Origin of the sequence: Arthrobacter sp. SDTb3-6 (assembly GCF_013376095.1) — a bacterium.
Taxonomy (GTDB): Bacteria; Actinomycetota; Actinomycetes; order Actinomycetales; family Micrococcaceae; genus Specibacter.
Map to the genome: position 1 here is coordinate 1 of NZ_JAAMFN010000050.1, position 22441 is coordinate 22441.

Here is a 22441-nt window from a genome sequence, read left to right on the forward strand (position 1 = left end):
CGCCGCACGCTAACCGCACGCCGGAATCCGCCGGGCAGCCCTCGGGCAGCCCGGCGGCCCCTTTGCGCACCGAACGCACCCAATACCCGCTAGAATTGACTTACTATGGCCAAATCCACTGACTCAGCACACGCCGCCGCCGACAAGCCGAAGCGCTCCCTCTTCAACCGCGCCGCCAAGGGCGGCGCCAAGAAGGAAAAGAAGCCCGGCCGCCTCAAGCAAATGGTGGACATCTTCAAGATGACGCGCCGCCACGATCCCATGGTCACCTGGGTCATGCTTGGCGCATTCCTGGGCCTGATCGTCATCTCCCTGGTGGTGGCGCTGCTGATCCCGCCGCACTCCTGGATCAACGGCCTGCTGGTCGGCATCCCGCTGGGCCTGCTGGCCGCGCTGCTGCTCATGTCACGCCGCGCCGAACGTGCCGCCTACGCCCAGATCGAAGGCAAGCCCGGCGCTGCAGGTGCGGCCCTGAGCTCCCTGAAGAAGGGCTGGATCTTTGAAGAACAGCCCGCCGCCGTGAACCCGCGGACCCAGGACGTGGTGTTCCGTGCCATCGGCAAGGCCGGCATTGTGCTGGTGACCGAGGGGCCCTCCACGCGCATCAAGGGCCTGGTGGACGCCGAACGGCGCCGGCTGGGGCGCATCCTGCCCAACGTCGCCGTCACGGTGATTGAAACGGGCAACGGCGAGGGGCAGGTGCCGATCGCGAAGCTGACGAAGAAGATGAACAAGCTCAAGGGCGAGCTGACCAAGGTTGAGGTCAGTGCCGTCAACAAGCGCATCAGCTCCATGGGCAACAAGCTGCCCATCCCCAAGGGCATCGACCCGTACAAGGCACGCCCGGACCGGAAGTCCGCACGCGGGCGCTAGGCCAGGGATTTCCGCCGGAGACGGCGCCAAGGTACAAGCAGTGCCCGGCGGATATTCCGCCGGGCACTGCTTTTTTGGGTTGTTGTTTGTGCCGGCCGCCCTAACGGCGGACCAGGATGGTTTTCATGGCACGGTCATGCAGGCCCCGGTGGTCGGCGTCGGTGATCACGGCCGGTATCACCAGGCACAGGAGCACGGCGCGGCCCACGCCTGCGAGCAGGCCGGCCGGGCCGCCGTCGAGCCTCTGGACCTGAATCCCCATGATCCGGTGGCCCACGCTGTAGCCCAGCGTGCCCACGAGCACCATTTGTTCCACGGCAAAAATGCCGAGAACGGCAGTTGAATTGCTGTGGAAAAAGGCGGCTGCAATCAAGTAGCACAGGCCCCAGTCGATGCAGATCGCCAGGATCCTGCGTCCCGAACGGGCCATCGAACCACGCCCGGATTCGGGCAGTCCCAACCGTTCGCCCGGGTATTTGGATATATTGGAGGTGTCAGGCCCACTGAGCCAGGACCCGATGTCTTTACGATTTACCACCCCTCCAGCCTACCGGCGGCGGACCAATCCGTCCCCACGGGGGTGGTCGTAACGTGCCGGAAACATTTCTGACACCCTTGAGTAATGGCCCAGACATAGCCTTTTGTTAGTTGCGTAAAGCACCCATGGCCGAACCCGATCGGCCGGAATCCAGAACGCCAAGGAGCGTAGATGTTCAAGAACGCGGAAGAAGTCCTCCAGTTCATCAAGGATGAAGATGTGAAGTTCATCGACATCCGATTCACCGACCTGCCCGGTGTCCAGCAGCACTTCAACGTGCCGGCAAAGACGGTGGACCTTGATTTCTTTGTCCATGGCCAGCTGTTCGACGGCTCGTCCATCCGCGGATTCCAGGGCATCGCCGAGTCCGACATGCAGCTCATCCCGGACCCGAAGACCGCCTTTGTGGACACGTTCCGCAAGGAAAAGACCTTGGCCCTGAACTTTTCCATCGTGAACCCCCGCACCGGTGACCCCTACCACCGCGACCCCCGCGGCGTGGCCGAAAAGGCCGAGGCCTACCTTGCCTCGACCGGCATTGCCGACACGGCCTTCTTCGGCGCCGAAGCCGAGTTCTTCGTGTTCGACAACGTCCAGTACGAATCCTCCCCCCAAGGCTCCTTCTACAAGATTGATTCCGAAGAGGCCAACTGGAACACGGGCCGCGCCGAAGACGGCGGCAACCTCGGCTACAAGACGCCCGTCAAGGGCGGCTACTTCCCGGTGGCACCGATTGACCACCAGGCCGACCTCCGCGATGCCATGTGCATCGAGCTGGACAACGCCGGCCTCGCTGTTGAGCGCTCCCACCACGAGGTGGGCGCTCCCGGCCAGGCGGAAATCAACTACACGTTCAACACCCTGGTCCACTCCGCGGACGACCTGCAGAAGTTCAAGTACGTCATCAAGAACACCGCCTGGGCCTGGGGGAAGTCCGTGACGTTCATGCCCAAGCCGGTCTTCGGCGACAACGGCTCGGGCATGCACTGCCACCAGTCGCTGTGGAGCAACGGCGCCCCCCTGTTCTACGACGAAAAGGGCTACGCCGGCCTGTCCGACCTCGCCCGCTGGTACATCGGCGGCCTGCTCAAGCACTCCTCCGCCGTGCTCGCCTTCACCAACCCGACGGTGAACTCCTACCGCCGCCTGGTCAAGGGCTTCGAGGCCCCCGTCAACATGGTGTACTCGCAGGGCAACCGCTCCGCCGGCATCCGCATCCCCATCACCGGCTCCAACCCGAAGGCCAAGCGCCTGGAGTTCCGCGCACCGGACCCCTCCTCCAACCCGTACCTGGCGTTCTCCGCCCAGCTGATGGCGGGCCTTGACGGCATCAAGAACCGGATCGAACCCCCGGCTCCCATCGACAAGGACCTGTACGAGCTGCCCCCCGAGGAGGCCAAGGACATCCCCAAGGCCCCCGAGTCGCTCGAGGAGGCGCTGCTCGCCCTCGAGGACGACAACGAGTTCCTGCAGGCCGGCGGCGTGTTCACCCAGGACCTGATCGACACCTGGATCGAATACAAGCGCGAATACGAGATCAAGCCCCTGCAGCTGCGCCCGAACCCGTACGAGTTCGAGCTCTACTACGGCTGCTAGGCCCCGGGCTGCTTTCGACGGCGTGCCATGCCGGCGGGGGCGTGTGAACTTTCATACGCCCCCGCCGGCATGGCACGCCGTCACCGTTTAAGGGCCGGCGGCGGACGGGTCAGAAAATGGACCAGCCGGTGCGCGTGGAGAAGGCGTCGAGGGCGGCGATGCCGGCCACCGAGTTGCCGTTGGGACCCAATGCGGGGCCCCAGACGGTGACGGCGCAGCGGCCCGGGACTATGGCCACGATGCCCCCGCCCACGCCGCTTTTGCCGGGCAGGCCCACCCGGTAGGCAAATTCGCCGGCGGCATCATACGTCCCGCAGGTCAGCATGACCGCATTGACCCGCTTGCTCTGGTTGGGGCTCAGGAACGGCGTGCCGCCGGCCGAGACGCCGTGGCGGGCCAGGAAACGGGACGCCACGGCCAGGTCCTCACAGGACATCCGGAGGGCGCATTGGTGGAAGTAGTTGTCGAGGACGTCCTCCACCGGGTTTTCCAGGTTGCCATAGCTGGCCAGCAGGTGGGCCATGGCTGAATTCCGGTGCCCGTGCTGCGCCTCGGAAGCGGCCACGGCGTCGTCGAAGGCGATGGCAGGGTTGCCGGACTCCTTGCGCAGCAATCCGCGGACGGAGCGGGCGGCGTCGCCGGTCAGGGTCAGCAGCCTGTCGGTGACCACGATGGCCCCCGCATTGATGAACGGGTTGCGCGGGATGCCGTTGTCCGCCTCAAGCTGGAGCATCGAGTTGAAGGGCGTGCCGGACGGCTCACGGAACACGCGCCGCCAAATGGAGTCGTAGTCGTAGGACATGACCAGCGCCAGGGAGAACACCTTGGAGATGCTTTGGATCGAAAACGGCTCCCGCCAGTGCCCGGCACCGTAGACCGGGCCGTCGGACATGGCCACGCACATGCCGAAATTCCCCGGCGGCACGCTGCCCAGGCTCGGGATATAGGACGCCACGGCGCCCTGTCCCAGCAGCGGCTGGACATCGTGGACGATCTCCTCGACAACCCCTTGCAGCTCCATGCGGCTGCCTCCTCACACAGTTGTGCCGCCGTCGAACGCCGACGGCGGCAGGATGGCGGGGCGGCCGGCCGGCCGCCCCGCGGGTTCCGCTAAAGGACCTTGGCCAGGAAGTCCTGCAGGCGCGGCTGCTCGGCACGGGAGAAGATTGCCTCCGGCGCACCCTCCTCGCAGATGACGCCGGCGTCCATGAAGATGACGCGGTCGGCCACTTCCCGGGCGAAGCCCATCTCGTGCGTGACCACCACCATGGTCATGCCCTCGGCGGCGAGGTCGCGGATCACCTGGAGCACTTCCCCGACCATTTCGGGGTCCAGGGCGCTGGTGGCCTCGTCAAAGAGCATGATGCCGGGGTTCATGGCCAGCGCACGGGCGATGGCCACGCGCTGCTTTTGGCCGCCGGAGAGCGACGCCGGACGCGCGTCGGCCTTTTCGGCAAGCCCCACGCGCTGCAACAGCTCCATGCCCTTGGCCCGGGCGGCGGCCTTGTCCAGCTTTTTCAGCTCAACCGGGGCCAGCATGATGTTTTGGATGACGCTCATGTGCGGGAAGAGGTTGAAGTGCTGGAACACCATGCCGATGTGCTGGCGGACGGCGTTCAGGTCCACCTTGGGGTCCGTGAGGTCGAAGCCGTCCACCGTGACGGTGCCGGCCGTGATGTCTTCGAGCTTGTTCAGGCAGCGCAGGAACGTTGACTTGCCTGAACCGGACGGGCCGATCACGCAGACCACCTCCCCCTCGGCAACATCCACGTCGATGCCCTTGAGGACCTCGTTGGCGCCGAAAGACTTTTTCAGGTCCCGGACGCTGATCTTTGCGCTCTTTGCATGCGTGGTGGCGGTCATTTGTTGAACTTCCTGTCCAGGGCGTTGGAAAACTGGGTCAAGATGAAGATCACGATAAAGTACAGGGCCGCCACAATGATCAGCGTTTCACCGGTGCGGAAGTTGGACGCGTAGATCTGCTGTCCCTGGTAGGTCAGTTCCGCAAAACCGATGACGGCCAGCAGCGAGGTGTCCTTCAAGGTGATGACGAACTGGTTGATGAACGACGGCGTCATGATCTTGATGGCCTGCGGCACCACCACGCGGCGCATGGAGGTGACGTAGCCCAGGCCCAGGCTGCGGCTGGCTTCCAGCTGGCCCGGGTCCACGGACTGGATGCCGCCACGGACGATTTCGGTCATGTACGCCCCGGCGTTCAGGCTCAGCGTGATGACGCCGGCCGTCAGCACATTCAGCGGCTGTCCGGTGAGCTGGGGCAGGCCGAAGTAAAAGAAGAAGGCCTGGACCAGCAGCGGGGTGCCGCGGAAGATTTCCACGTAGATGCTGGCGATGACGCGCAGGATCTTGTTCTCCCCGACCTTGAAGAAGCCGAACAGGACGCCCAGGACCAGGGCGATGACGAGGGAGAGCGCCGTGGCCAGCAGCGTCATGCCCAGGCCCTTCATGAGCGCCGGGAAGCTGTTCACCAGCAGGTCAACAAAGCCGGTCTGCTTCACGGTTTCCGGTGCCGCCAGGTATTTGTCGAGGATCTTTTGGTACTCGCCATTGGCTTTCAAATTGGCCAGTCCCGCATCGAAGGCCGCCAGGAGATCGGCGTCTTGGCCCTTGTTGACGGCGAAACCGTAGGAGCTTCCGCGTTCCTTGGGTGTGACGATCTTCAGCCCGTTGTTCTGGCTGACACCGTAGGCGAGGACCGGGTAGTCGTCAAATACTGCCACGGAGTTGCCGGCCTTGACGTCGTCGTACATGGTCGCGGAGTCGGCCAGGGACTTGACGGTGAAGCCGTACTTGTCCTTGATGGAGTTGGCGAACGTTTCGCCCTCGCTGCCTCGCTTGACGGAAACCGTCTTGCCCTTCAGCGCCGCGTAGTCCTTCACGGTGTCGTCGTTCTTGGCCACGGCCATCTGGACGCCGGAGTCGAAGTACGGGTCGGAGAAGTCAAAGATGAGCTTGCGCTTGTCCGTGATGGACATGCCGGCGATCACGCCCTGCACCTGGTTCGACTGCAGTGCCTGCAGGGCCGCGTCAAAGCCGAGGGACTTGATGTCCACAGTGAAGCCCTGGTTGGCGGCGATGGCCCGCAGCAGGTCCATGTCGATGCCGACCAGGTCGCCACTGCCGTTGCGGAATTCAAACGGTGCAAACGTGGTGTCCGTAGCGATGGCAAAGGTCTTGCCCTTGGCGTCCGTTGCCGCCGCGGGGGCGGATGCAGGAGCGGCCTGGGGCGCGGTGGCGGGTGCCGGGAGCACGGCTGCGGACGCCGAGGCGGCGCCCAGGAACAGGGCCAGGACGGTCAGTGCCGCGCCGAGCGCAGCCCTTCCGCGTCGGGTGGCCAACCGGTAGGTTTTCAAGGTTTTTGCATCCATCCTTCGTTGTGGTGGGGCCCGCGCGGCGTGTCACAGGCAGGGGTCAGCCTGTGTTTTGGGGCATGCCAAAGGCTGCGCCCTTGGGCCAGGGGCTGCGCCGGCGCAGGTGTCAGGGATAGATTCTATGCGAAATGGCGGCGGGCGCCGCTTTCAGTCGGTTTCGGGTCCCGCGCAGTAGGGGCATTCAGTGTCGCAGGGGACCGTACCGCGCGTGGTGGCCGGGACCTGCCCGGGGGTGCTTTCGGCAGCGGCAAACGGGGCCGGCGCCGTCACCGGATCCGGCCGGCGGGCGTGTTGCGTGCGGGGGGCTTCAGTGCTCAGCAGCTGGGACATGGCGGGGTCTCCTTTGACTCCTTTGTACAATCCCCGCCTGCCCACGGCGGTGTGGGGCGGGGCCGGGTGGACCTGGCCGGCCCGCTGCCATCAACATTAGTGTGGCGCACGTCGCCCAGCGGGAGCACGATCGACAAAAAAGCTGCCGTGAATCTGTCCGGTTGCCACTCCCTGCAGCGGACAAGGAAAATGCGGGTCCGGCCGGATCTCCGGCCAGTCCCGCATTTCCTGTGGTTCGAAAGGATTTATTTTTGCCCGGCCGTAGGGGCCGGAACCTTGTTGTGGCTTACGCCTGCGTTGTGGTCGAACCCTTCGCCGAGTACGGCCAGATCCACTGACCCGCCAACGCCGTCGAACCCTTCGCCGAATACGGCCAGATCCACTGACCCGCCAACGCCGTCGAACCCTTCGCCGAATACGGCCAGATCCACTGACCCGCCAACGCCGTCGAACCCGACTCCGTGATTGAATACGGCCAAATCCACTGACCCTGTGAGACCGCGGCAGCCGGGGCAACCTCCGTGCGGGAGACGTTCATGGCAGCCTGTGGGGCAGTGGCAGCTGAAGCCGCGCCAAATCCAAACAACATGGCCGCGGCGGTCAGCAGCGCACCCAGCACCGCAATCCTGCCGACCCGTGGTCGTTTAACCGCTTGACTTCTTAGCATGGAAGACCCCTCGAATGGTAGTACGTGCGACCGGCCGGACGGCCCCAAGGCCCTCCCCCAGGAAGGATTACCCTTGGCAGGCATAACTTTTGGAAGTATGCGCTTGTCACTTACAGTGTCAGCCACCCGCACCCAAAATGTCCAACATTAAACCACCCAAGTTGGTGCCAGCGTTACAACGGGCCATAACGGGCAGCAGCCGGGCCCAACATCCGGCCATCACCGGAAGCCGCCCGGCGCCCGCTATCCGTAGAAGAGGCGCTCAAAGACGGCCCGGGCCCGACGTGTGAGACCCAGGTAGTCCTCCTCGAAGGCGGCCGCATTGCCAGGTTCGTAGCCGCACCACCGGGCCACGGCCTCCAGGTCCCCGCGGGCGGACGGCAACACGTCCGAGGGCTTGCCGCTCCAAATGACATTGGCGTTGCGGATCTTGCCGGCCAGCCGCCAGGCGCCTTCGAGGACGCCGGCGTCCTCCCGGTCAACAATCCCCAGCGCAAGGGCGGCATGGAGCGCCCCGATGGTCTGAGTGGTCCGCAGGGACGCTTCGGCGTGCGCATTTTGCAGCTGCCACAGCTGCACCAGCCATTCAACATCGCTCAGGCCGCCGCGGCCCAGCTTCACGTGCCGTGCCGGGTCGGCGCCGCGGGGCAGCCGCTCCGATTCCATGCGGGCCTTCAGGCGCTTGATCTCACGCAGTTCGGTCTCCCCCAGCGCCGCCGGGTACCTGACCGGGTCAATCATGGCGATGAAGTCGGCGGCCAGTTCGTCGCTGCCGGCCATCGGCCGGGCCCGGAGCAGCGCCTGCGCCTCCCAGGGTGAGGACCATCTGGCATAGTACTCGCGGTACGCCTCGAGGGAACGCACCAGCGGCCCGTTCTTGCCCTCGGGACGCAGGTCCGCGTCAATGCTCAGCACCCGCTCGGCCATGATGGCAGGGCGGACGGGCTGGGTGAGCATGGACGTCAGTTTCGCCACGACGTCCTTGGCCTGCGCCTGGGCCTGCACCTCGTCGGCGCCGTCCACGGGCCGGTGGACAAACATGACGTCGGCGTCGGATCCGTAGCCGATCTCGCGTCCGCCCTGCCGGCCCATGGCCACCACCAGGACCCGGGTCAGGGCGGGCGCACCTGCCTGGACGTCGGCCTCGGCCACAAGCAGCGCCCCGAGCACCGCCGCCCGGTCCGCGTCACTGAGCGCCTTCGAGACCTGGTCCTGGGACAGGAGCCCGGAACAGTCTGCGATGGCCGTGCGCAGGACCTCGCGCTGGCGGATCAGGCGGATCAGCCGGATGGCCTCGGCGGGTTCCGGGTGCCGCGACATCTTGGATTGGATTTCAGCCCACTGGGCCTCAAACGCCACCGGGCGAAGTTCCTTGTCATTGCCGAACCAGGCCGTGGCTTCGGGGGAAACCTCCAGCAGGTCGGTCACGAGCCGGGAGCTGGAGAGGACATGGCACAGCCGCTCGGCAGCCGCCTGGTGGTCGCGCAGCATCCCCAGATACCAGTGGGAAGTCCCCAGCGCCTCACTGACCCGGCGGAAGGCCAGGAGCCCGGAATCGGGGTCGACGCCGTCCGCCAGCCACCCCAGCAGCACCGGCAGCAGCTGGCGCTGGAGGGCCGCCCGGCGGCTCACCCCGGCCGTGAGGGCCTCGATGTGGCGCTGGGCGCCGACGGCGTCGCGGTAGCCCAGCGCGGCCAGGCGGGCCCGGGCGGTGTCGGTGGTCAGGGCGGCATCCGCAGCGCTCAGGTGCGCGGCCGAGGCCAGGATGGGACGGTAAAAAATGTGTTCGTACAGCGCATGGACCTGCCGCTTGACCCGGCCCCAGTCTTCCATTAGGGATTCGGCACTGGGCCGCTTGAGGTTCATGGGGCCTGCCACGGCGCGCGCCAGGGCGCGCAGCTGGTCCGGTGCGGTGGGCATCAGGTGGGTCCGGCGCATGTGGACCAGCTGGATCCGGTGCTCCAGCACCCTCAGGTAGCGGTATGCGGCATCCAGCTTGGCGGCGTCGGTTCGGCCGATGTAGCCGGCCGCCGTCAGGGCCTGGATGGCCGCGGTTGTCCCCCGCTGCTGCAGGGAAACGTCGTTCTTGGCGTGGACCAGCTGCAGGAGCTGGACCGTGAATTCAACGTCGCGCAGCCCGCCCTTGCCCAGCTTGATCTGCCGGCCGGCCTCGGAGTCGCGGATGTTGGCGGTCACGCGCCGGCGCATGGCCTGCACGGAGGCCACAAACCCCTCCCGTTCCGAGGAGGTCCAGATCAGTGGCGCCACGGCGTGTTCGAACCGTTCACCCAGCTCCTGGTCGCCGGCCATCGCCCGCGCCTTCAACAGTGCCTGGAACTCCCAGTCGGCCGCCCAGCGCTGGTAATAGCTCAGGTAGGATCCCAGCGTGCGCACGAGGGGCCCGTCCTTGCCCTCCGGGCGCAGGTTGGCGTCCACTTCCCACAGCCCCGGCTCACGTTCCGGGGCGTAGATGGTTTGCGACACGGCAGAGGCCAGCGCACTGCCCACAGTGACGGCCTGCACCTCATCCGGCAGCCCGGCACCGTCCACCTCGATCACGTACATGACGTCGACGTCGGAAATGTAGTTCAGTTCGCGGGCACCGCACTTGCCCATGCCGATGACGGCAAACTTGACGGCGGCAACGTCCCCGGCCGGGAATTGCGCTGCGAGCTCGGCCCGTGCCACGGCCAGGGCGGCCTCCAGCGCGGCTGCGGCCAGGTCCGCAAGTTCGGCCCCCACCATCGGCATGACGTCCTGCGGCGAGGCGGCGCAAAGGTCCCGGATGGCCAGTTCCACCAAGTGCCGCCGGTACTGGGTCCGCAGCGCGATCCTTGCCTCCGTGCCGGTCAGCCCCGCCACGGGAACGGCCGCCCCGGGGGAAGCGCACACCGAGGACAGGAGCGAGTCACGCAGCACGCCCTGCGGAACCGCTGCCGGCTCCGGGGATGCCGGCGTGTCCAGGACGTCAAGGTGTTCAGGGTGGCGGATCAGGAAGTCCACCAGGGCCTCCGAGGCACCCAGCAGCCGGAACAGCGCCTCGTTGGGCACGGCCGCGCCCGTTTCGGGGTCGACGGCGGTGAGCCTGCCGCGGGCGGCCGGCACGGCGCTGAGCAGCCGCACCAGGGATTGCAGGGCCAGGTCCGGGTCGTTGGCGGATTTCAGTGCCGTGAGCAGTTCGTCCCGGTCGATGTCGGCAAGTTCCCGGAAACCCAGGAACCTCTCGCTCTTTTCCAGGTCGGAGAAGCCCAGGGTGATCAAGGTGCGCGTCAGGGAACTCATGGGTGGGCCTAAAGCACCCCCAGGTAGCGGTCGATCTCGTACGGGGTGACCTGGAGGCGGTAGTCCTGCCATTCGTCGCGCTTGTTGCGCAGGAAGTGGTCAAAGACCTGTTCGCCGAGGATCTCGGGCATGAGCTCGGATTCCTCCATCTGACGCACGGCGTCGTGCAGGCTGGACGGCAGCGGATGGTGGCCCAGGGCGCGGCGTTCGGCGGTGGTCAGGGCGCTGACGTCCTCCACGGCCGCCGGCGGCAGCTCGTAGCCTTCCTCAATTCCCTTCAGCCCGGCCCCCAGCAGCACCGCATACGCCAGGTACGGGTTCGCTGCCGAGTCGATCCCGCGGTATTCCAGCCGCGAGGCCTGGCCCTTGCCGGGCTTGTACAGCGGCACGCGCATCAGCGCCGAGCGGTTGTTGTGGCCCCAGGAGACGTAGCTGGGCGCCTCTCCCCCGCCCCAGAGGCGCTTGTAGGAGTTCACGAACTGGTTGGTGACGGCCGTGAATTCCGGTGCGTGGCGCAGGATGCCGGCCATGAACTGGCGGGCCGTCTTGGACAGCTGGTACTCGGCCCCGGGCTCATGGAACGCGTTGGTGTCCCCCTCGAACAGGGAGAAGTGGGTGTGCATGCCGGAGCCGGGATGCTGTGAGAACGGCTTGGGCATGAACGTGGCATAGGTGCCCTGCTGGATGGCCACTTCGCGGATGACCGTGCGGAACGTCATGATGTTGTCCGCCGTGGCCAGCGCGTCGGCGTAGCGCAGGTCGATCTCGTTCTGGCCCGGTCCGCCCTCGTGGTGGCTGAACTCCACCGAAATGCCGACGTCCTCGAGCATCGTCACGGCCGTACGGCGGAAGTCCTGGGCCACCCCGCCGGGCACGTGGTCAAAGTAGCCGGCCTGGTCGACGGGAATGGGGATCCCGTCCGGGCCGGGCCTGTCACTCTTGAGCAGGTAAAACTCGATCTCGGGGTGCGTGTAGCACGTGAATCCCATGTCGGCGGCCCTGGCCAGGGTGCGCTTGAGCACGTTGCGGGGATCAGCGGCGGAGGGTTCGCCGTCGGGCGTGAGGATGTCGCAGAACATGCGCGACGTCTGCTCGGTGGTCCCGCGCCAGGGCAGGATCTGGAAGGTGGACGGGTCCGGCTGGGCCAACATGTCGGACTCAAACACGCGCGAGAGGCCCTCAATGCTTGAACCGTCGAAGCCCAGGCCTTCGGTAAACGCGCCTTCAACCTCAGCCGGGGCCAGCGCCACCGACTTCAGGCTGCCCACCACGTCGGTGAACCACATCCGGACAAAACGGACGTCCCGTTCTTCGATGGTGCGCAACACAAATTCCTGTTGACGGTCCACTATGGCCCTCACTTCCTTTTCATTCACCGCGGATGGCTGAAGCCCTGTGCAGGAACCCGGCATCCATGGCTGGCGCCACCACCTCGGGCCTTCGAGTCATACTCTACTCAGTACTCCCGGGTGCCAGGACAAGAACTTGTGAACCGACTCGTAATAAGCTCTAGGCATGCCTTCAACAAGCACCCCAGAGCCTGCCCTGTCCGCCCCTGCATCGTCCGCCGCGGAGGCGCCCGTCCCCGCCGAAGTGGCCGCACCCTATGGCCGGGCCATTCCCGCGACGGCGGCCCGCGTCCGCACCCACCATTTGCAGGCGGCCAAGCGCAACGGCGAAAAGTTCGCCATGCTCACCGCCTATGACCAGTACACGGCCCAGATCTTCGACGAAGCCGGCATCGAAGTGCTGCTGGTGGGCGATTCGGCCTCCAACAACGTCCTGGGCAATGAGACCTCCCTGCCCATCACGCTCGATGAAATGATCATCTTTTCCCGCGCCGTCACCGCCGGCGCCAAGCGCGCCCTGGTGGTGGCCGACCTCCCCTTTGGCAGCTACGAACAATCCCCCGCACAGGCCATCGCCTCCTCCGTGCGGCTCATGAAGGAGGGCCTGGTCCATGCCGTCAAGATGGAAGGCGGCGCCTACTACGCCCCCACCGTCCGGGCGCTGACCCAGGCCGGCGTCCCCGTCATGGCGCACATCGGCTTCACACCGCAAAGCGAGCACATGCTGGGCGGCTACCGGGTCCAGGGGCGCGGTGACGCCGCCCGTGCCATGGTGGACGACGCCGTTGCCCTGGCCCGGGCGGGCGCGTTCTGTGTGCTGATGGAAATGGTCCCGGCCGACACGGCCGCCGCCGTGGAGGCCGCCGTTGACGTGCCGACCGTGGGCATCGGGGCCGGGAACGGCACCACCGGCCAGGTACTGGTGTGGCAGGACATGGCCGGGCTGCGCACCGGCAGGATCGCCAAGTTCGTCAAGCAGTACGCCCAGCTGCGCACCGTGCTGGCCGACGCCGCCCACGCGTACGGCGACGACGTGCGCTCCGGCGCGTTCCCCGGCCCGGAGCACACTTTTTAGCCCTCCCGGGACCCGCGCAGGTTCACGCCCGGCCGGGGCCGGCCTTCCGGCGGACATGCGGGACGTGCCGGACGGAAATGTCGCGTCCCCGCCGGCCCGAGACGAGCCGCACTTCCGTCCCCGAGCGCCGCGAGGCCCGGAAGGCAAACCAGGCCAGGGGCCTCCGGCGCCCCTTCCGGTAGACCCGGTGCGGGACACCGGCCAGGCCGCCGTTGTTGTAGCCGGCAGCAGCCACCACACTGGGCAGCATCACCATGGCCGCCTGCGCATAGCCGTGGGCGGACGGGTGCAGGCGGTCGGTTGAGAACATCTGCTTGGGCTTGCGCCGGAAGATCGGTCCCAGGAGGTCCGCCAGGGAGACGGTCCGCCCGCCATTGCGCAGCACCACAATGGTCTGTCCGGTGGCCAGCATCAGGCTCATCCAGTGCGCGCTGAAGCGCAGCGGCTGCAGGAACACCGAGACGGTCCCCAGGTCCGGGCAGGAAGCGAGGACCACCTGGCTGCCGCGCCGCCGCAGGGCCCGGACCGTCTCGGCCAGGGCGGCCAGCGAGCGGCTGAAGTTGCGCAGGTGCAAGATGTCGTTGCCGCCAACAATGATGACCGCGACGTCGGGGCGCAGCCCCCGGGCATCAAGGGCGGCCACCTGGAGCACCAGGTCCTCGGAGGTCGCCCCGATGAGCGCCACGTTGTCCAGGGTGACGGGGCGGCCGGTGGCTGCGGCCAGGCCGTCGGCCAGCATGTAGCCGACCGAGCCTTCCGGCACGGCGGCGCCGTAGCCCACGGCGAGCGAATCGCCCAGCAGCGCCAGGCGCAACGGTTCCCGGCCGTCGTCGTGCCGGCCAAAATATCCGGTGGCGGGAACGGCGTCCACGCGTTCCTTCAGGGCCAGCCGTTCATAGGCCAGCAGTCCCTCTAGGACCGTGAGCACAGCCAGCCCGGCCACGGCCCCGCAGGCGATGGCCGCCGTCCTTCCGGCGCGGCGAAGAAGGGACTGTCCGGCCGGGTTCCGGCCGGCCAGGGCCCCGGGGCCCGCATCGACTGGCTGCTTCACGGCAGGCTCAGTCCTCGTCCCGGGCTTCCCACTCCTCGTTGCGCTGGTGGACCTTGGCCAGGGCCGCCTCGGCCTCCTCCCGCGTGGGATAGGGGCCGATCAGTTCCTTCCAGCCGGACTGCGCATCCTGTTCCACCTTGTGCGTGTTGACGTTGTACCAATACTGCGGCATTTTTCCTCCAGTGCGGCGGGACGGTTGTTGCCATCATAGGCCCGGCGCCACGGCCGTGCAGCAAAACTTATAGGATGGGTCCATGTCTTCCACTGCCGCCACCGCACCCCTTGGCACCCTGGTCCAGGGCACCGTCAGCCCGCAGCTGCCTGTCCCCGCCTCCATCGCCCGGCCCGAATATGTGGGCAAGGCAGGTCCGGCGCCGTTTACCGGCTCCGAAGTCAAGGACGCCGGGACGCTGGAGAAAATCCGCATCTCCTCCAAGATCGCCGCGCAGGCCATCGTTGAGGTGGGCCGGCACATTGTCCCCGGCGTCACCACGGACCAGCTGGACCGCGTGGGCCACGAATTTTTGCTGGACCACCAGGCCTACCCGTCCACGCTGGGCTACCGCGGCTTCCCCAAGTCGCTGTGTTCCTCGCTCAACGAGGTCATCTGCCACGGCATCCCGGACAGCACGGTGGTCCAGGACGGGGACATCATCAACATCGACATCACGGCGTACAAGAACGGCGTCCACGGCGACACCAACTGGACGTTCACGGTGGGCGACGTCGACGAGGAGTCACGCCTGCTGGTGGAGCGGACCCGGGAATCCCTCAACCGCGCCATCCGGGCCGTGGCGCCCGGCCGGGAGATCAACGTCATCGGCCGCGCCATTTCCGCCTACGCCAAGCGCTTCGGCTACGGGGTGGTGCGGGACTTTACCGGCCACGGCGTCGGGGAGGCCTTCCACACCGGCCTGATTATTCCGCATTATGACGCCGCGCCGGCCTACAACACTGTGCTGAAGGAAGGCATGGTGTTTACCATCGAACCTATGCTGACCCTGGGCGGCATCGAGTGGGACATGTGGAACGACGACTGGACGGTGGTCACCCGGGACCGCAAGCGCACCGCCCAGTTCGAGCACACCCTGGTGGTCACCGGCTCGGGCGCCGAGGTCCTGACCCTGCCCTGAGCCTTTCCCGCCCGAGCCAGTCCCCGCGAGAACCTGCCACTTACACGTCTGGAGCCCTGCATGTCCAAGAAGCACTCGTCCACGGAAACCGTCATCGGCATTGACATTGGCGGCACCGGCATCAAGGGCGGGATCGTCCGCCTGGAAACCGGCGAGATGGAGGGCGACCGCTACCGGATCGACACGCCCCAACCGTCCACCCCGCAGGCCGTCGCCAAGGTGGTCAAGGAGATCGTGGACGAACTCATGACCCGCAAGCATGCCCCGGCCGCCGACGCGCCGGTGGGCATCACCTTCCCGGCCATCATCAGCCAGGGCATTGCCCGCTCCGCCGCGAACGTGGACAAGTCCTGGATTGACGCGGACGTGGACAAGATTTTCACCGATGAGCTGGGCCGCGACGTCCAGGTGATGAACGACGCCGACGCCGCCGGCCTGGCCGAGGCCCGCTACGGCGCCGGCAAGGGTGTCAAGGGCACCGTCCTGGTCATCACCCTCGGCACCGGCATCGGCTCCGCCTTCATCAACGACGGCCGGCTCATTCCCAATGCGGAGCTGGGCCACCTGGAAATTGACGGCTTTGACGCTGAATCACGGGCCTCGGCCAGCGCCCGTGAACGCGACGGCCTGAGCTGGGAGGAATACGCCGTGCGGCTGCAGCGCTACTTCTCCCACGTCGAATTCCTCTTCTCCCCCGAACTGTTCATCGTCGGCGGCGGGATCTCCAAGCGCAGCGAGGACTACCTGCCGGCCCTGAAGCTGCGCACCAAGATCATCCCCGCGGAGCTGGCGAACAACGCGGGCATTGTGGGCGGCGCCTTGCAGGCGGCCGTCCACTTCAAGATCACCAAGTAGCCCGGGGTCGCGGGTCCGGCGGCCCGGCCTAGGGGTTCAGCGACCCCGGCCGGCCCGCCGGATATTCGCGGCGCAACGCCTCGATGGACTTTTCAAAATCGTCCAGGGACTCGAAGGCCTGGTAGACGCTGGCAAAGCGCAGGTAGGCCACCAGGTCCAGGCGCTGCAGCGGTGCCAGGATGGCCAGGCCGACGTCGTGCGCGTCAATTTCGGCGGCGCCGCTGGCCCGGATGGATTCCTCGACCTCCTGTGCCAGCAAGGCCAGGTCGTCGTCCGTGACGGGACGGCCCTGGCAGGCCTTGCGCACGCCGCTGATGACCTTGCTGCGGCTGAAGGGTTCGGCCACGCCGGAGCGTTTGGTCACCGACAGGCTGGCCGTTTCCACTGTGCTGAAGCGGCGCCCGCACTCGGTGCACTGGCGCCTGCGGCGGATGGAGGACCCGTCGTCGGACACGCGCGAGTCAACCACGCGCGAGTCGGGATTGCGGCAGAACGGGCAGTACATCCGGCTCCCTCCAAGAACAATTGCTGTCAGTCTATGGCTACATATGGGGAAATTACAATCGCGTAAGTACCATATGTAGTGGTTTGCCGTCTCAGGCGAAGCGTGCCGAGACGGCGTCGCCGTGCGCGGGCAGGCCCTCGGCCTGCGCCAGCGCCACGACGTGCCCGGCCACCTGGCCCAGGGCCGCCTTGTTGTAGTTGATGAACTGGACGGCGCGCAGGAACGTGGTGACGTTCAGGCCGGAGGAAAAGGCCGCCGTGCCGCTGGTCGGCAGCACGTGGTTGGACCCGGCACAGTAGTCGCCCAGGCTCACGGGGCTGTAGTCCCCCACAAAAACGGCACCGGCGTTGGTGATCCGCGCAGCCACGCCCGCCGCGTCCTCGGTCACGACCTCGAGGTGCTCGGCCGCGTAGGCATTGCACACGGCAACACCCTGGGCGATGTCGTCCACGAGGACGGTGCCCGACTGCGGCCCGGATAGCGCCGTCTCCACACGTTCCCGGTGCCCCGTCCGGGCCACCTGGACTGCCAGTTCACGGTCGACGGCGTCCGCCAGCTCCGTGGAGGTGGTCACCAGGACGGAGGCCGCGTTGGGGTCGTGCTCGGCCTGGCTGATCAGGTCCGCCGCAACATACGCCGGGTTGGCCGTGTGGTCGGCCAGCACGGCAATCTCCGTGGCCCCTGCCTCGGCGTCGATCCCCACCACGCCCTTGACCAGCCTCTTGGCGGTGGCCACGAAGATGTTCCCGGGTCCCGTGACCACGTCGACAGGCTCCAGGGCGTCACCGCCGCCCTGGGCCGTGGCGCCGGCCGGGATGCCGTAGGCGAACGCGGCAATGGCCTGCGCCCCGCCCATGGCATAGACCTCCTCAATGCCCAGCAGGGCTGCGGCGGCCAGGACAGTCAGGTCCGGCAGGCCGCCAAATTCCTTTTGCGGCGGTGACGCCAGCGCCACGGATCCAACGCCGGCAGCGAGGGCGGGGACCACGTTCATGACGACCGAGGACGGGTAGGCCGCCAGGCCGCCGGGAACATACAGCCCGACGCGTCGCACCGGGATCCAGTGCTGGGAGACGACGGCGCCGTCGGCGACGGGATGGTCGACGTCGGCCGGGCGCTGGACGGCGGCAAAGGCCCGGGCCCGGGCAATGGACTCCTCCAGGGCCGCACGCACGGCGGGGTCCAGCTTTTCCAGGGCTTCGCGCAGCGCCGCGGCGGGGACGCGCGGGTGGGCCTGCTCCACGCCGTCGAACTTTTCAGCCAGCTCGGACAGGGCCGCAAAACCGCGGGTGCGCACGTCGGCGATGATGCCGGAGACGGCGTCCTCGGCCGTGGCGGCGGTGGCGGCTGCTGCGCGCGGGACGGCGCCCTTGAGCCCGGTCAGGGTCATGGTCTGCCCGCGCAGGTCGGTGCGGGAAAAGGTGAAACGGGCGCCGCTCCCCGGGGCGGTTGCCGCCGCGGCGTCGGAGGGATTGGACACGGGGGTTTCAGGGATGCTCACACGGCAAGTTTACCGGGTGGTGCGGGGCTGTGGCACAAAGGTGTAGGCGAGGAACGCGTAAACGAACACCACGGCGGAGGCTGCCAGGGGCCACAGCAGCAGGACCGAGGGCGACCGCAGCGAGAAGACCATGCTGGGGCTGGGCATGTTGTCCGGCGGCGTCTGGAAGAGGTCCCCCGCAAAGACACCGACCCGCCAGGCCAGGACCGAGCCGAGCAGCCCTCCCGCCAGCACCGCCAGGAAACGTGCGGCTGCGCCCGTCCCGTACCGGGCGGCGTGGCGGGCCAGCAGCATGCCCGCAAGGAGGCCACACAGTACGCACACGCCCGCCAGGACCAGGTCACGGCCCGGCCAGACGGTGTAATCCTTCCCCTGGCCGTAAAAGGCTCCGCCGGGAGCGGCGAGCCACCATACGATTCCCGCCACGATGCCGGCGGCCATGGAGAGGGCAAGCCACCGCAGCCAGCCCGGACGGGCCGGAGCCGTGGTACGCCGGGAACTGCGCCGCACCTCCACGTTCAGCCTTCCAGACATGCCGGACCCAACAGGACCTTGAGGTCGCCAAAGAGCGCGGGGGTCGGGTTGACCCGGTGGTGCAGGGGCAGCTTCATGACCTTGATGCTGCGGGTTCCGCTGAGGTGCATCTTGACCTCGGTGTTGCCCCGGTGGGTGCCCAGGACGTCCTTGAGGGCCAGCAGCACCGGCTCGGTGGCCTTGTGCTCGGGCAGGTGGAGGACCAGCGGGCCCGCGAGCCCCTCGCTGAGGTCCGGCACCGAGAGTTCCATGGCGTTGAGGGTGATGGCGCCGTCGTCGCGCTTTTGCAGCCGGCCCTTGATGACCACGATCAGGTCCTCGGCGAGGACATTGGCAATGGGGCCGTACACCTGGCCGAAGAACATGACCTCCACGGACCCGCCCAGGTCCTCCACCTCGCAGCGCGCGTAGGGGTTGCCGCTGCTCTTGGCGATGCGCCGCTGCAGGCTGGTGATCATGCCGGAGATGGTGATGATGTGCCCGTCCGCAGGGCCGTCGTCGGAAAGCACCTGGGTGATCGACATGTCCGCGTTTTGGCTCAGGATCCCTTCCAGGCCCTGCAGCGGATGGTCCGAAACGTACAGGCCGAGCATGTCGCGTTCAAAGGCGAGCTTGTCCTTCTTCTCCCACTCGGGCAGGTCCGGGATGTCGGTGACGAGGGCCGATTCGGGTTCCGCGTCCCCGCCGAGGCCGGCGAAGAGGTCGAACTGGCCCACGGCCTCGTTGCGCTTGAGCGTGATGACGGAGTCGATGGCCTCTTCATGGATCATGGCCAGCGCCCGTCGCGGGTGCCCCAGCGAGTCGAAGGCACCGGCCTTGATCAGGGACTCAATGGTGCGCTTGTTGCAGACCACGGCCGGGACTTTCATGAGGAAGTCGGAGAAATTCTCGAAGTGGCCCTTTTCGGTGCGGGATTCGACCAGGCCGTTGACCACGTTGGCGCCCACGTTGCGGATGGCGCCCATGCCGAAGCGGATGTCCTTGCCCACAGGGGTGAAGTTCAGCGCCGATTCGTTGACGTCCGGGGCCAGGACCGTGATGCCCATGTGGCGGCATTCGTTCAGGTAGAGGGCCAGCTTGTCCTTGTCGTCGCCAACGCTGGTGAGCAGCGCGGCCATGTATTCGGCCGGGAAGTGGGCCTTGAGGTAGGCCGTCCAGTAGCTGACCACGCCGTAGGCCGCCGAGTGGGCCTTGTTGAACGCGTAGTCGGAGAACGGCAGCAGGATGTCCCACAGGGTGGTCACTGCCGCGTCGGAATAGCCGTTGTCCAGCATGCCCTGGTGGAAGCCGGCGTACTGCTTGTCCAGTTCCGACTTCTTCTTCTTGCCCATGGCACGGCGCAGGATGTCGGCCCGGCCCAGCGAGTAGCCGGCGAGCTTCTGCGCAATGGACATCACCTGCTCCTGGTAGACGATCAGCCCATAGGTGCCGCCCAGGATTTCCGCCAGCGGTTCCTCCAGCTCGGGGTGGATCGGGGTGATGGGCTGCAGGCCGTTCTTGCGAAGTGCATAGTTGGTGTGCGAATCGGCGCCCATGGGGCCGGGCCGGTACAGGGCCAGGACGGCGGAAATGTCCTCAAAGTTGTCCGGGCGCATGAGCTTGAGGAGCCCGCGCATGGGACCGCCGTCGAGCTGGAAAACGCCCAGCGTGTCACCGCGCGCCATGAGTTCGTAGGACTCGGCGTCGTCCAGTTCCAGGTGCTCCAGGTCCAGGTCGATGTCCTGGTTGGCCTTGATGTTCTCCAGCGCGTCCGTGATGATCGTGAGGTTCCGCAGCCCCAAGAAGTCCATCTTGATCAGGCCCAGGCCCTCGGCGGTCGGGTAGTCAAACTGGGTGATGACCTGCCCGTCCTGGAAACGGCGCATGATCGGGATGACGTCGATGATGGGGTCCGAGGACATGATCACGCCCGCCGCGTGCACCCCCCACTGGCGCTTGAGCCCTTCCAGGCCCTTGGCTGTCTCAAAGACCTTGGCGGCCTCCGGATCGCTCTGCAGCAGCTGCCTGAAGTCCCCCGCCTCGCCGTAGCGCTTGGCTTTGGGGTCCTCAATGTCGGCCAGCGAAATGTCCTTGGCCATGACGGCCGGCGGCAGCGCCTTGGTCAGGGACTCGCCCATGCTGAACGGGTAGCCCAGGACGCGGGAGGAGTCCTTCAGGGCCTGCTTGGTCTTGATGCTGCCATAGGTGACAATCATGGCCACGCGCTCGTCGCCATATTTTTCGGTCACGTACTTGATGACCTCATGGCGGCGGCGGTCATCGAAGTCGACGTCAAAGTCAGGCATGGAGACGCGTTCCGGGTTCAGGAAGCGCTCAAAGATCAATCCGTGCCGGAGCGGGTCCAGGTCGGTGATGCGCATGGCGTAGGCCACCATGGAACCGGCACCGGAGCCGCGGCCCGGGCCCACCCGGATGCCGTGGTCCTTCGACCAGTTGATGAAGTCGGCCACCACCAGGAAGTAACCGGGGAAGCCCATCTTGATGATGACCTCGAGCTCGTAGTCGGCACGGGCCCGGACGTCGTCGGGAACGCCGTTCGGGTACCTGTATTTCAGCCCCGCGTCGACCTCCTTGACCAACCACGACGTCTCGTCGTCGCCGGGCGGGCAGGGGAACTTCGGCATGTAGTTGGCGTCGGTGTTGAACGAGACTTCGCAACGTTCGGCAATGAGCAGCGTGTTGTCGCAGGCCGACGGCAGCTCGGAGAAGAGAGCCCGCATTTCCGCCGGCGACTTCAGGTAATAGCCGCTGCCGTTGAAGGCGAAGCGGGAACCGCCCTGGTCGTAGGAGGGCTCCAGCAGGGTGGAGCCGGACTGCAGCGCCAGGAGGGCCTCGTGGGCCTTGGCATCGTGTTCGTGCGTGTAGTGGAGGTCGTTCGTGGCGACGAGCGGGATGTCCAGTTCCTTGGCCAGCTTCAGCAGGTCCTTGGTGACACGGCGCTCTATGTCCAGCCCGTGGTCCATGAGCTCGCAGAAATAGTTCTCCTTGCCGAAGATGTCCTGGAATTCGGCTGCGGCGGCCTTGGCCTCGTTGTATTGGCCCAGCCTCAGCTTCGTCTGGACCTCGCCGGAGGGGCACCCGGTGGTGGCAATCAGGCCCGGATGGTATTCATTGAGCAGTTCCCGGTCCAGCCGCGGGTACTTGCCGAACACGGAGTCCAGCGATCCGATCGAGGAGGCCCGGAACAGGTTGCGCATGCCCTGGTTGTTGTAGCTGAGCAGCGTCATGTGCGTGTAGGCGCCGCCGCCGGAGACGTCGTCGCGCTTTTGGCTTTCATCCGTGCGCCACTTCACGCGCGTCTTGTCGGTCCGCGCCGTGCCGGGGGTCACATAGGCCTCGACGCCGATGATGGGCCGCACCCCGGCGTCCGTGGCCTTCTTCCAGAAGTCGAACGCGCCGAACAGGTAGCCGTGGTCTGTGGTGGCCAGCGCCGGCATGCCCAGCCGGTTGGTTTCCTCGAACAATTCCGTCAGGCGGGCGGCGCCGTCGAGCATGGAGTATTCGGTGTGCGTGTGAAGATGGACAAAACTGTCGGTCGATGAGGAAGCCACCCCACCATCCTACGTGCCGCCCCGCCTTGACACACCCGCCCAGCGGCTGCCCCTGCCCCACAAACCCTCCCGCACAACCGGGGCCAAACCCACAAACCCTCCCGCACAAAGCGGCGTAGCTATGCCCCGTTGGAACTCCTATTGCTCCAACAAGGGGCCAAGAACGCCCCGCGCCCGCAGGAGCGTCACGACAAAACGCCCCGGTTGCG

The 22441-nt window shown here is 66.7% G+C and carries 18 protein-coding genes; 5 read left to right on the forward strand and 13 right to left on the reverse strand.

The genetic code is table 11. The features are described 5' to 3' along the window. Positions 1-105 precede the first annotated feature (105 nt). On the forward strand, positions 106-873 hold the full coding sequence (locus G6035_RS17475) for a DUF4191 domain-containing protein (protein WP_176618383.1): 768 nt from the start codon (positions 106-108) through the stop codon (positions 871-873). Positions 874-973: 100 nt separating this feature from the next. On the opposite strand, the gene G6035_RS17480 is transcribed toward G6035_RS17475, so the two are convergent. After that, positions 974-1411, reverse strand: a complete 438-nt coding sequence (locus G6035_RS17480) for an RDD family protein (RefSeq protein ID WP_176618384.1) — start codon at positions 1409-1411, stop codon at positions 974-976. 171 nt (positions 1412-1582) lie between these two features. On the opposite strand from G6035_RS17480, the gene glnA reads away from it, so the two are divergent. Then, complete coding sequence (glnA, locus tag G6035_RS17485) at positions 1583-3007, forward strand: type I glutamate--ammonia ligase (RefSeq protein WP_176618385.1); 1425 nt, start codon at positions 1583-1585, stop codon at positions 3005-3007. Positions 3008-3116: 109 nt separating this feature from the next. Here the strand turns inward: glnA and G6035_RS17490 are convergent, their stop codons facing one another. The 6 genes from G6035_RS17490 to G6035_RS17515 form a co-directional block, all read right to left on the reverse strand. Further along, positions 3117-4028, reverse strand: coding sequence for a glutaminase (locus tag G6035_RS17490; protein ID WP_176618386.1), 912 nt, complete (start codon positions 4026-4028; stop codon positions 3117-3119). Between the two features lie 89 nt (positions 4029-4117). Further along, positions 4118-4870, reverse strand: coding sequence for an amino acid ABC transporter ATP-binding protein (locus G6035_RS17495; RefSeq protein WP_176618387.1), 753 nt, complete (start codon positions 4868-4870; stop codon positions 4118-4120). Next, on the reverse strand, positions 4867-6381 hold the full coding sequence (locus tag G6035_RS17500; RefSeq protein ID WP_256128088.1) for an amino acid ABC transporter substrate-binding protein/permease: 1515 nt from the start codon (positions 6379-6381) through the stop codon (positions 4867-4869). Before G6035_RS17500 ends, G6035_RS17495 begins: the two co-directional genes overlap by 4 nt. A gap of 593 nt (positions 6382-6974) precedes the next feature. Next, on the reverse strand, positions 6975-7160 hold the full coding sequence (locus tag G6035_RS17505; RefSeq protein ID WP_176618389.1) for a hypothetical protein: 186 nt from the start codon (positions 7158-7160) through the stop codon (positions 6975-6977). A 479-nt stretch (positions 7161-7639) separates the two neighbouring features. Then, positions 7640-10678 (reverse strand): bifunctional [glutamine synthetase] adenylyltransferase/[glutamine synthetase]-adenylyl-L-tyrosine phosphorylase, encoded by a 3039-nt coding sequence (locus G6035_RS17510; protein ID WP_176618390.1) that lies wholly within the window; start codon positions 10676-10678, stop codon positions 7640-7642. Positions 10679-10686: 8 nt separating this feature from the next. Further along, the gene (locus G6035_RS17515; protein ID WP_176618391.1) at positions 10687-12027 is read right to left on the reverse strand and encodes a glutamine synthetase family protein; all 1341 of its coding nucleotides are present in this window, start codon (positions 12025-12027) and stop codon (positions 10687-10689) included. A 166-nt stretch (positions 12028-12193) separates the two neighbouring features. Between G6035_RS17515 and panB the strand changes: the two genes are divergently transcribed. Continuing rightward, positions 12194-13102 carry a 3-methyl-2-oxobutanoate hydroxymethyltransferase gene (panB, locus tag G6035_RS17520; protein ID WP_176618392.1) on the forward strand — a complete coding sequence of 303 codons (909 nt, stop codon included), beginning with the start codon at positions 12194-12196 and terminating at the stop codon, positions 13100-13102. A gap of 22 nt (positions 13103-13124) precedes the next feature. Here the strand turns inward: panB and G6035_RS17525 are convergent, their stop codons facing one another. Further along, complete coding sequence (locus tag G6035_RS17525; RefSeq protein WP_176618393.1) at positions 13125-14153, reverse strand: SGNH/GDSL hydrolase family protein; 1029 nt, start codon at positions 14151-14153, stop codon at positions 13125-13127. Between the two features lie 7 nt (positions 14154-14160). Beyond that, the gene (locus G6035_RS17530) at positions 14161-14325 is read right to left on the reverse strand and encodes an SPOR domain-containing protein (RefSeq protein WP_176618394.1); all 165 of its coding nucleotides are present in this window, start codon (positions 14323-14325) and stop codon (positions 14161-14163) included. An 82-nt stretch (positions 14326-14407) separates the two neighbouring features. Between G6035_RS17530 and map the strand changes: the two genes are divergently transcribed. Together map and ppgK are read left to right on the forward strand one after the other, a co-directional pair. Further along, positions 14408-15286: a type I methionyl aminopeptidase gene (map, locus tag G6035_RS17535; RefSeq protein WP_176618395.1), complete on the forward strand. Its 879-nt coding sequence runs from the start codon at positions 14408-14410 to the stop codon at positions 15284-15286. A 60-nt stretch (positions 15287-15346) separates the two neighbouring features. Then, positions 15347-16141, forward strand: coding sequence for a polyphosphate--glucose phosphotransferase (gene ppgK, locus G6035_RS17540; RefSeq protein ID WP_176618396.1), 795 nt, complete (start codon positions 15347-15349; stop codon positions 16139-16141). Positions 16142-16169: 28 nt separating this feature from the next. On the opposite strand, the gene nrdR is transcribed toward ppgK, so the two are convergent. The 4 genes from nrdR to dnaE form a co-directional block, all read right to left on the reverse strand. After that, positions 16170-16646 carry a transcriptional regulator NrdR gene (gene nrdR / locus G6035_RS17545; protein ID WP_176618397.1) on the reverse strand — a complete coding sequence of 159 codons (477 nt, stop codon included), beginning with the start codon at positions 16644-16646 and terminating at the stop codon, positions 16170-16172. 91 nt (positions 16647-16737) lie between these two features. Next, the gene (gene hisD / locus G6035_RS17550; protein WP_176618400.1) at positions 16738-18036 is read right to left on the reverse strand and encodes a histidinol dehydrogenase; all 1299 of its coding nucleotides are present in this window, start codon (positions 18034-18036) and stop codon (positions 16738-16740) included. Positions 18037-18156: 120 nt separating this feature from the next. After that, positions 18157-18681 (reverse strand): hypothetical protein, encoded by a 525-nt coding sequence (locus tag G6035_RS17555; protein WP_176618398.1) that lies wholly within the window; start codon positions 18679-18681, stop codon positions 18157-18159. Further along, positions 18666-22232, reverse strand: coding sequence for a DNA polymerase III subunit alpha (dnaE, locus tag G6035_RS17560; protein ID WP_176618399.1), 3567 nt, complete (start codon positions 22230-22232; stop codon positions 18666-18668). The genes G6035_RS17555 and dnaE overlap by 16 nt, the downstream gene beginning before the upstream one ends. Positions 22233-22441: the final 209 nt, after the last annotated feature.

Excerpts from the sequence above, each read along its gene's own strand:
- hisD (WP_176618400.1), bottom strand. The coding sequence starts at position 18,036 with ATGACCCTGACCGGGCTCAAGGGCGCCGTCCCGCGCGCAGCAGCCGCC.
- G6035_RS17475 (WP_176618383.1), top strand. The coding sequence starts at position 106 with ATGGCCAAATCCACTGACTCAGCACACGCCGCCGCCGACAAGCCGAAG.
- G6035_RS17555 (WP_176618398.1), bottom strand. The coding sequence starts at position 18,681 with ATGTCTGGAAGGCTGAACGTGGAGGTGCGGCGCAGTTCCCGGCGTACC.
- G6035_RS17530 (WP_176618394.1), bottom strand. The coding sequence starts at position 14,325 with ATGCCGCAGTATTGGTACAACGTCAACACGCACAAGGTGGAACAGGAT.
- map (WP_176618395.1), top strand. The coding sequence starts at position 14,408 with ATGTCTTCCACTGCCGCCACCGCACCCCTTGGCACCCTGGTCCAGGGC.
- nrdR (WP_176618397.1), bottom strand. The coding sequence starts at position 16,646 with ATGTACTGCCCGTTCTGCCGCAATCCCGACTCGCGCGTGGTTGACTCG.
- G6035_RS17490 (WP_176618386.1), bottom strand. The coding sequence starts at position 4,028 with ATGGAGCTGCAAGGGGTTGTCGAGGAGATCGTCCACGATGTCCAGCCG.
- glnA (WP_176618385.1), top strand. The coding sequence starts at position 1,583 with ATGTTCAAGAACGCGGAAGAAGTCCTCCAGTTCATCAAGGATGAAGAT.
- G6035_RS17495 (WP_176618387.1), bottom strand. The coding sequence starts at position 4,870 with ATGACCGCCACCACGCATGCAAAGAGCGCAAAGATCAGCGTCCGGGAC.
- G6035_RS17510 (WP_176618390.1), bottom strand. The coding sequence starts at position 10,678 with ATGAGTTCCCTGACGCGCACCTTGATCACCCTGGGCTTCTCCGACCTG.
- ppgK (WP_176618396.1), top strand. The coding sequence starts at position 15,347 with ATGTCCAAGAAGCACTCGTCCACGGAAACCGTCATCGGCATTGACATT.
- panB (WP_176618392.1), top strand. The coding sequence starts at position 12,194 with ATGCCTTCAACAAGCACCCCAGAGCCTGCCCTGTCCGCCCCTGCATCG.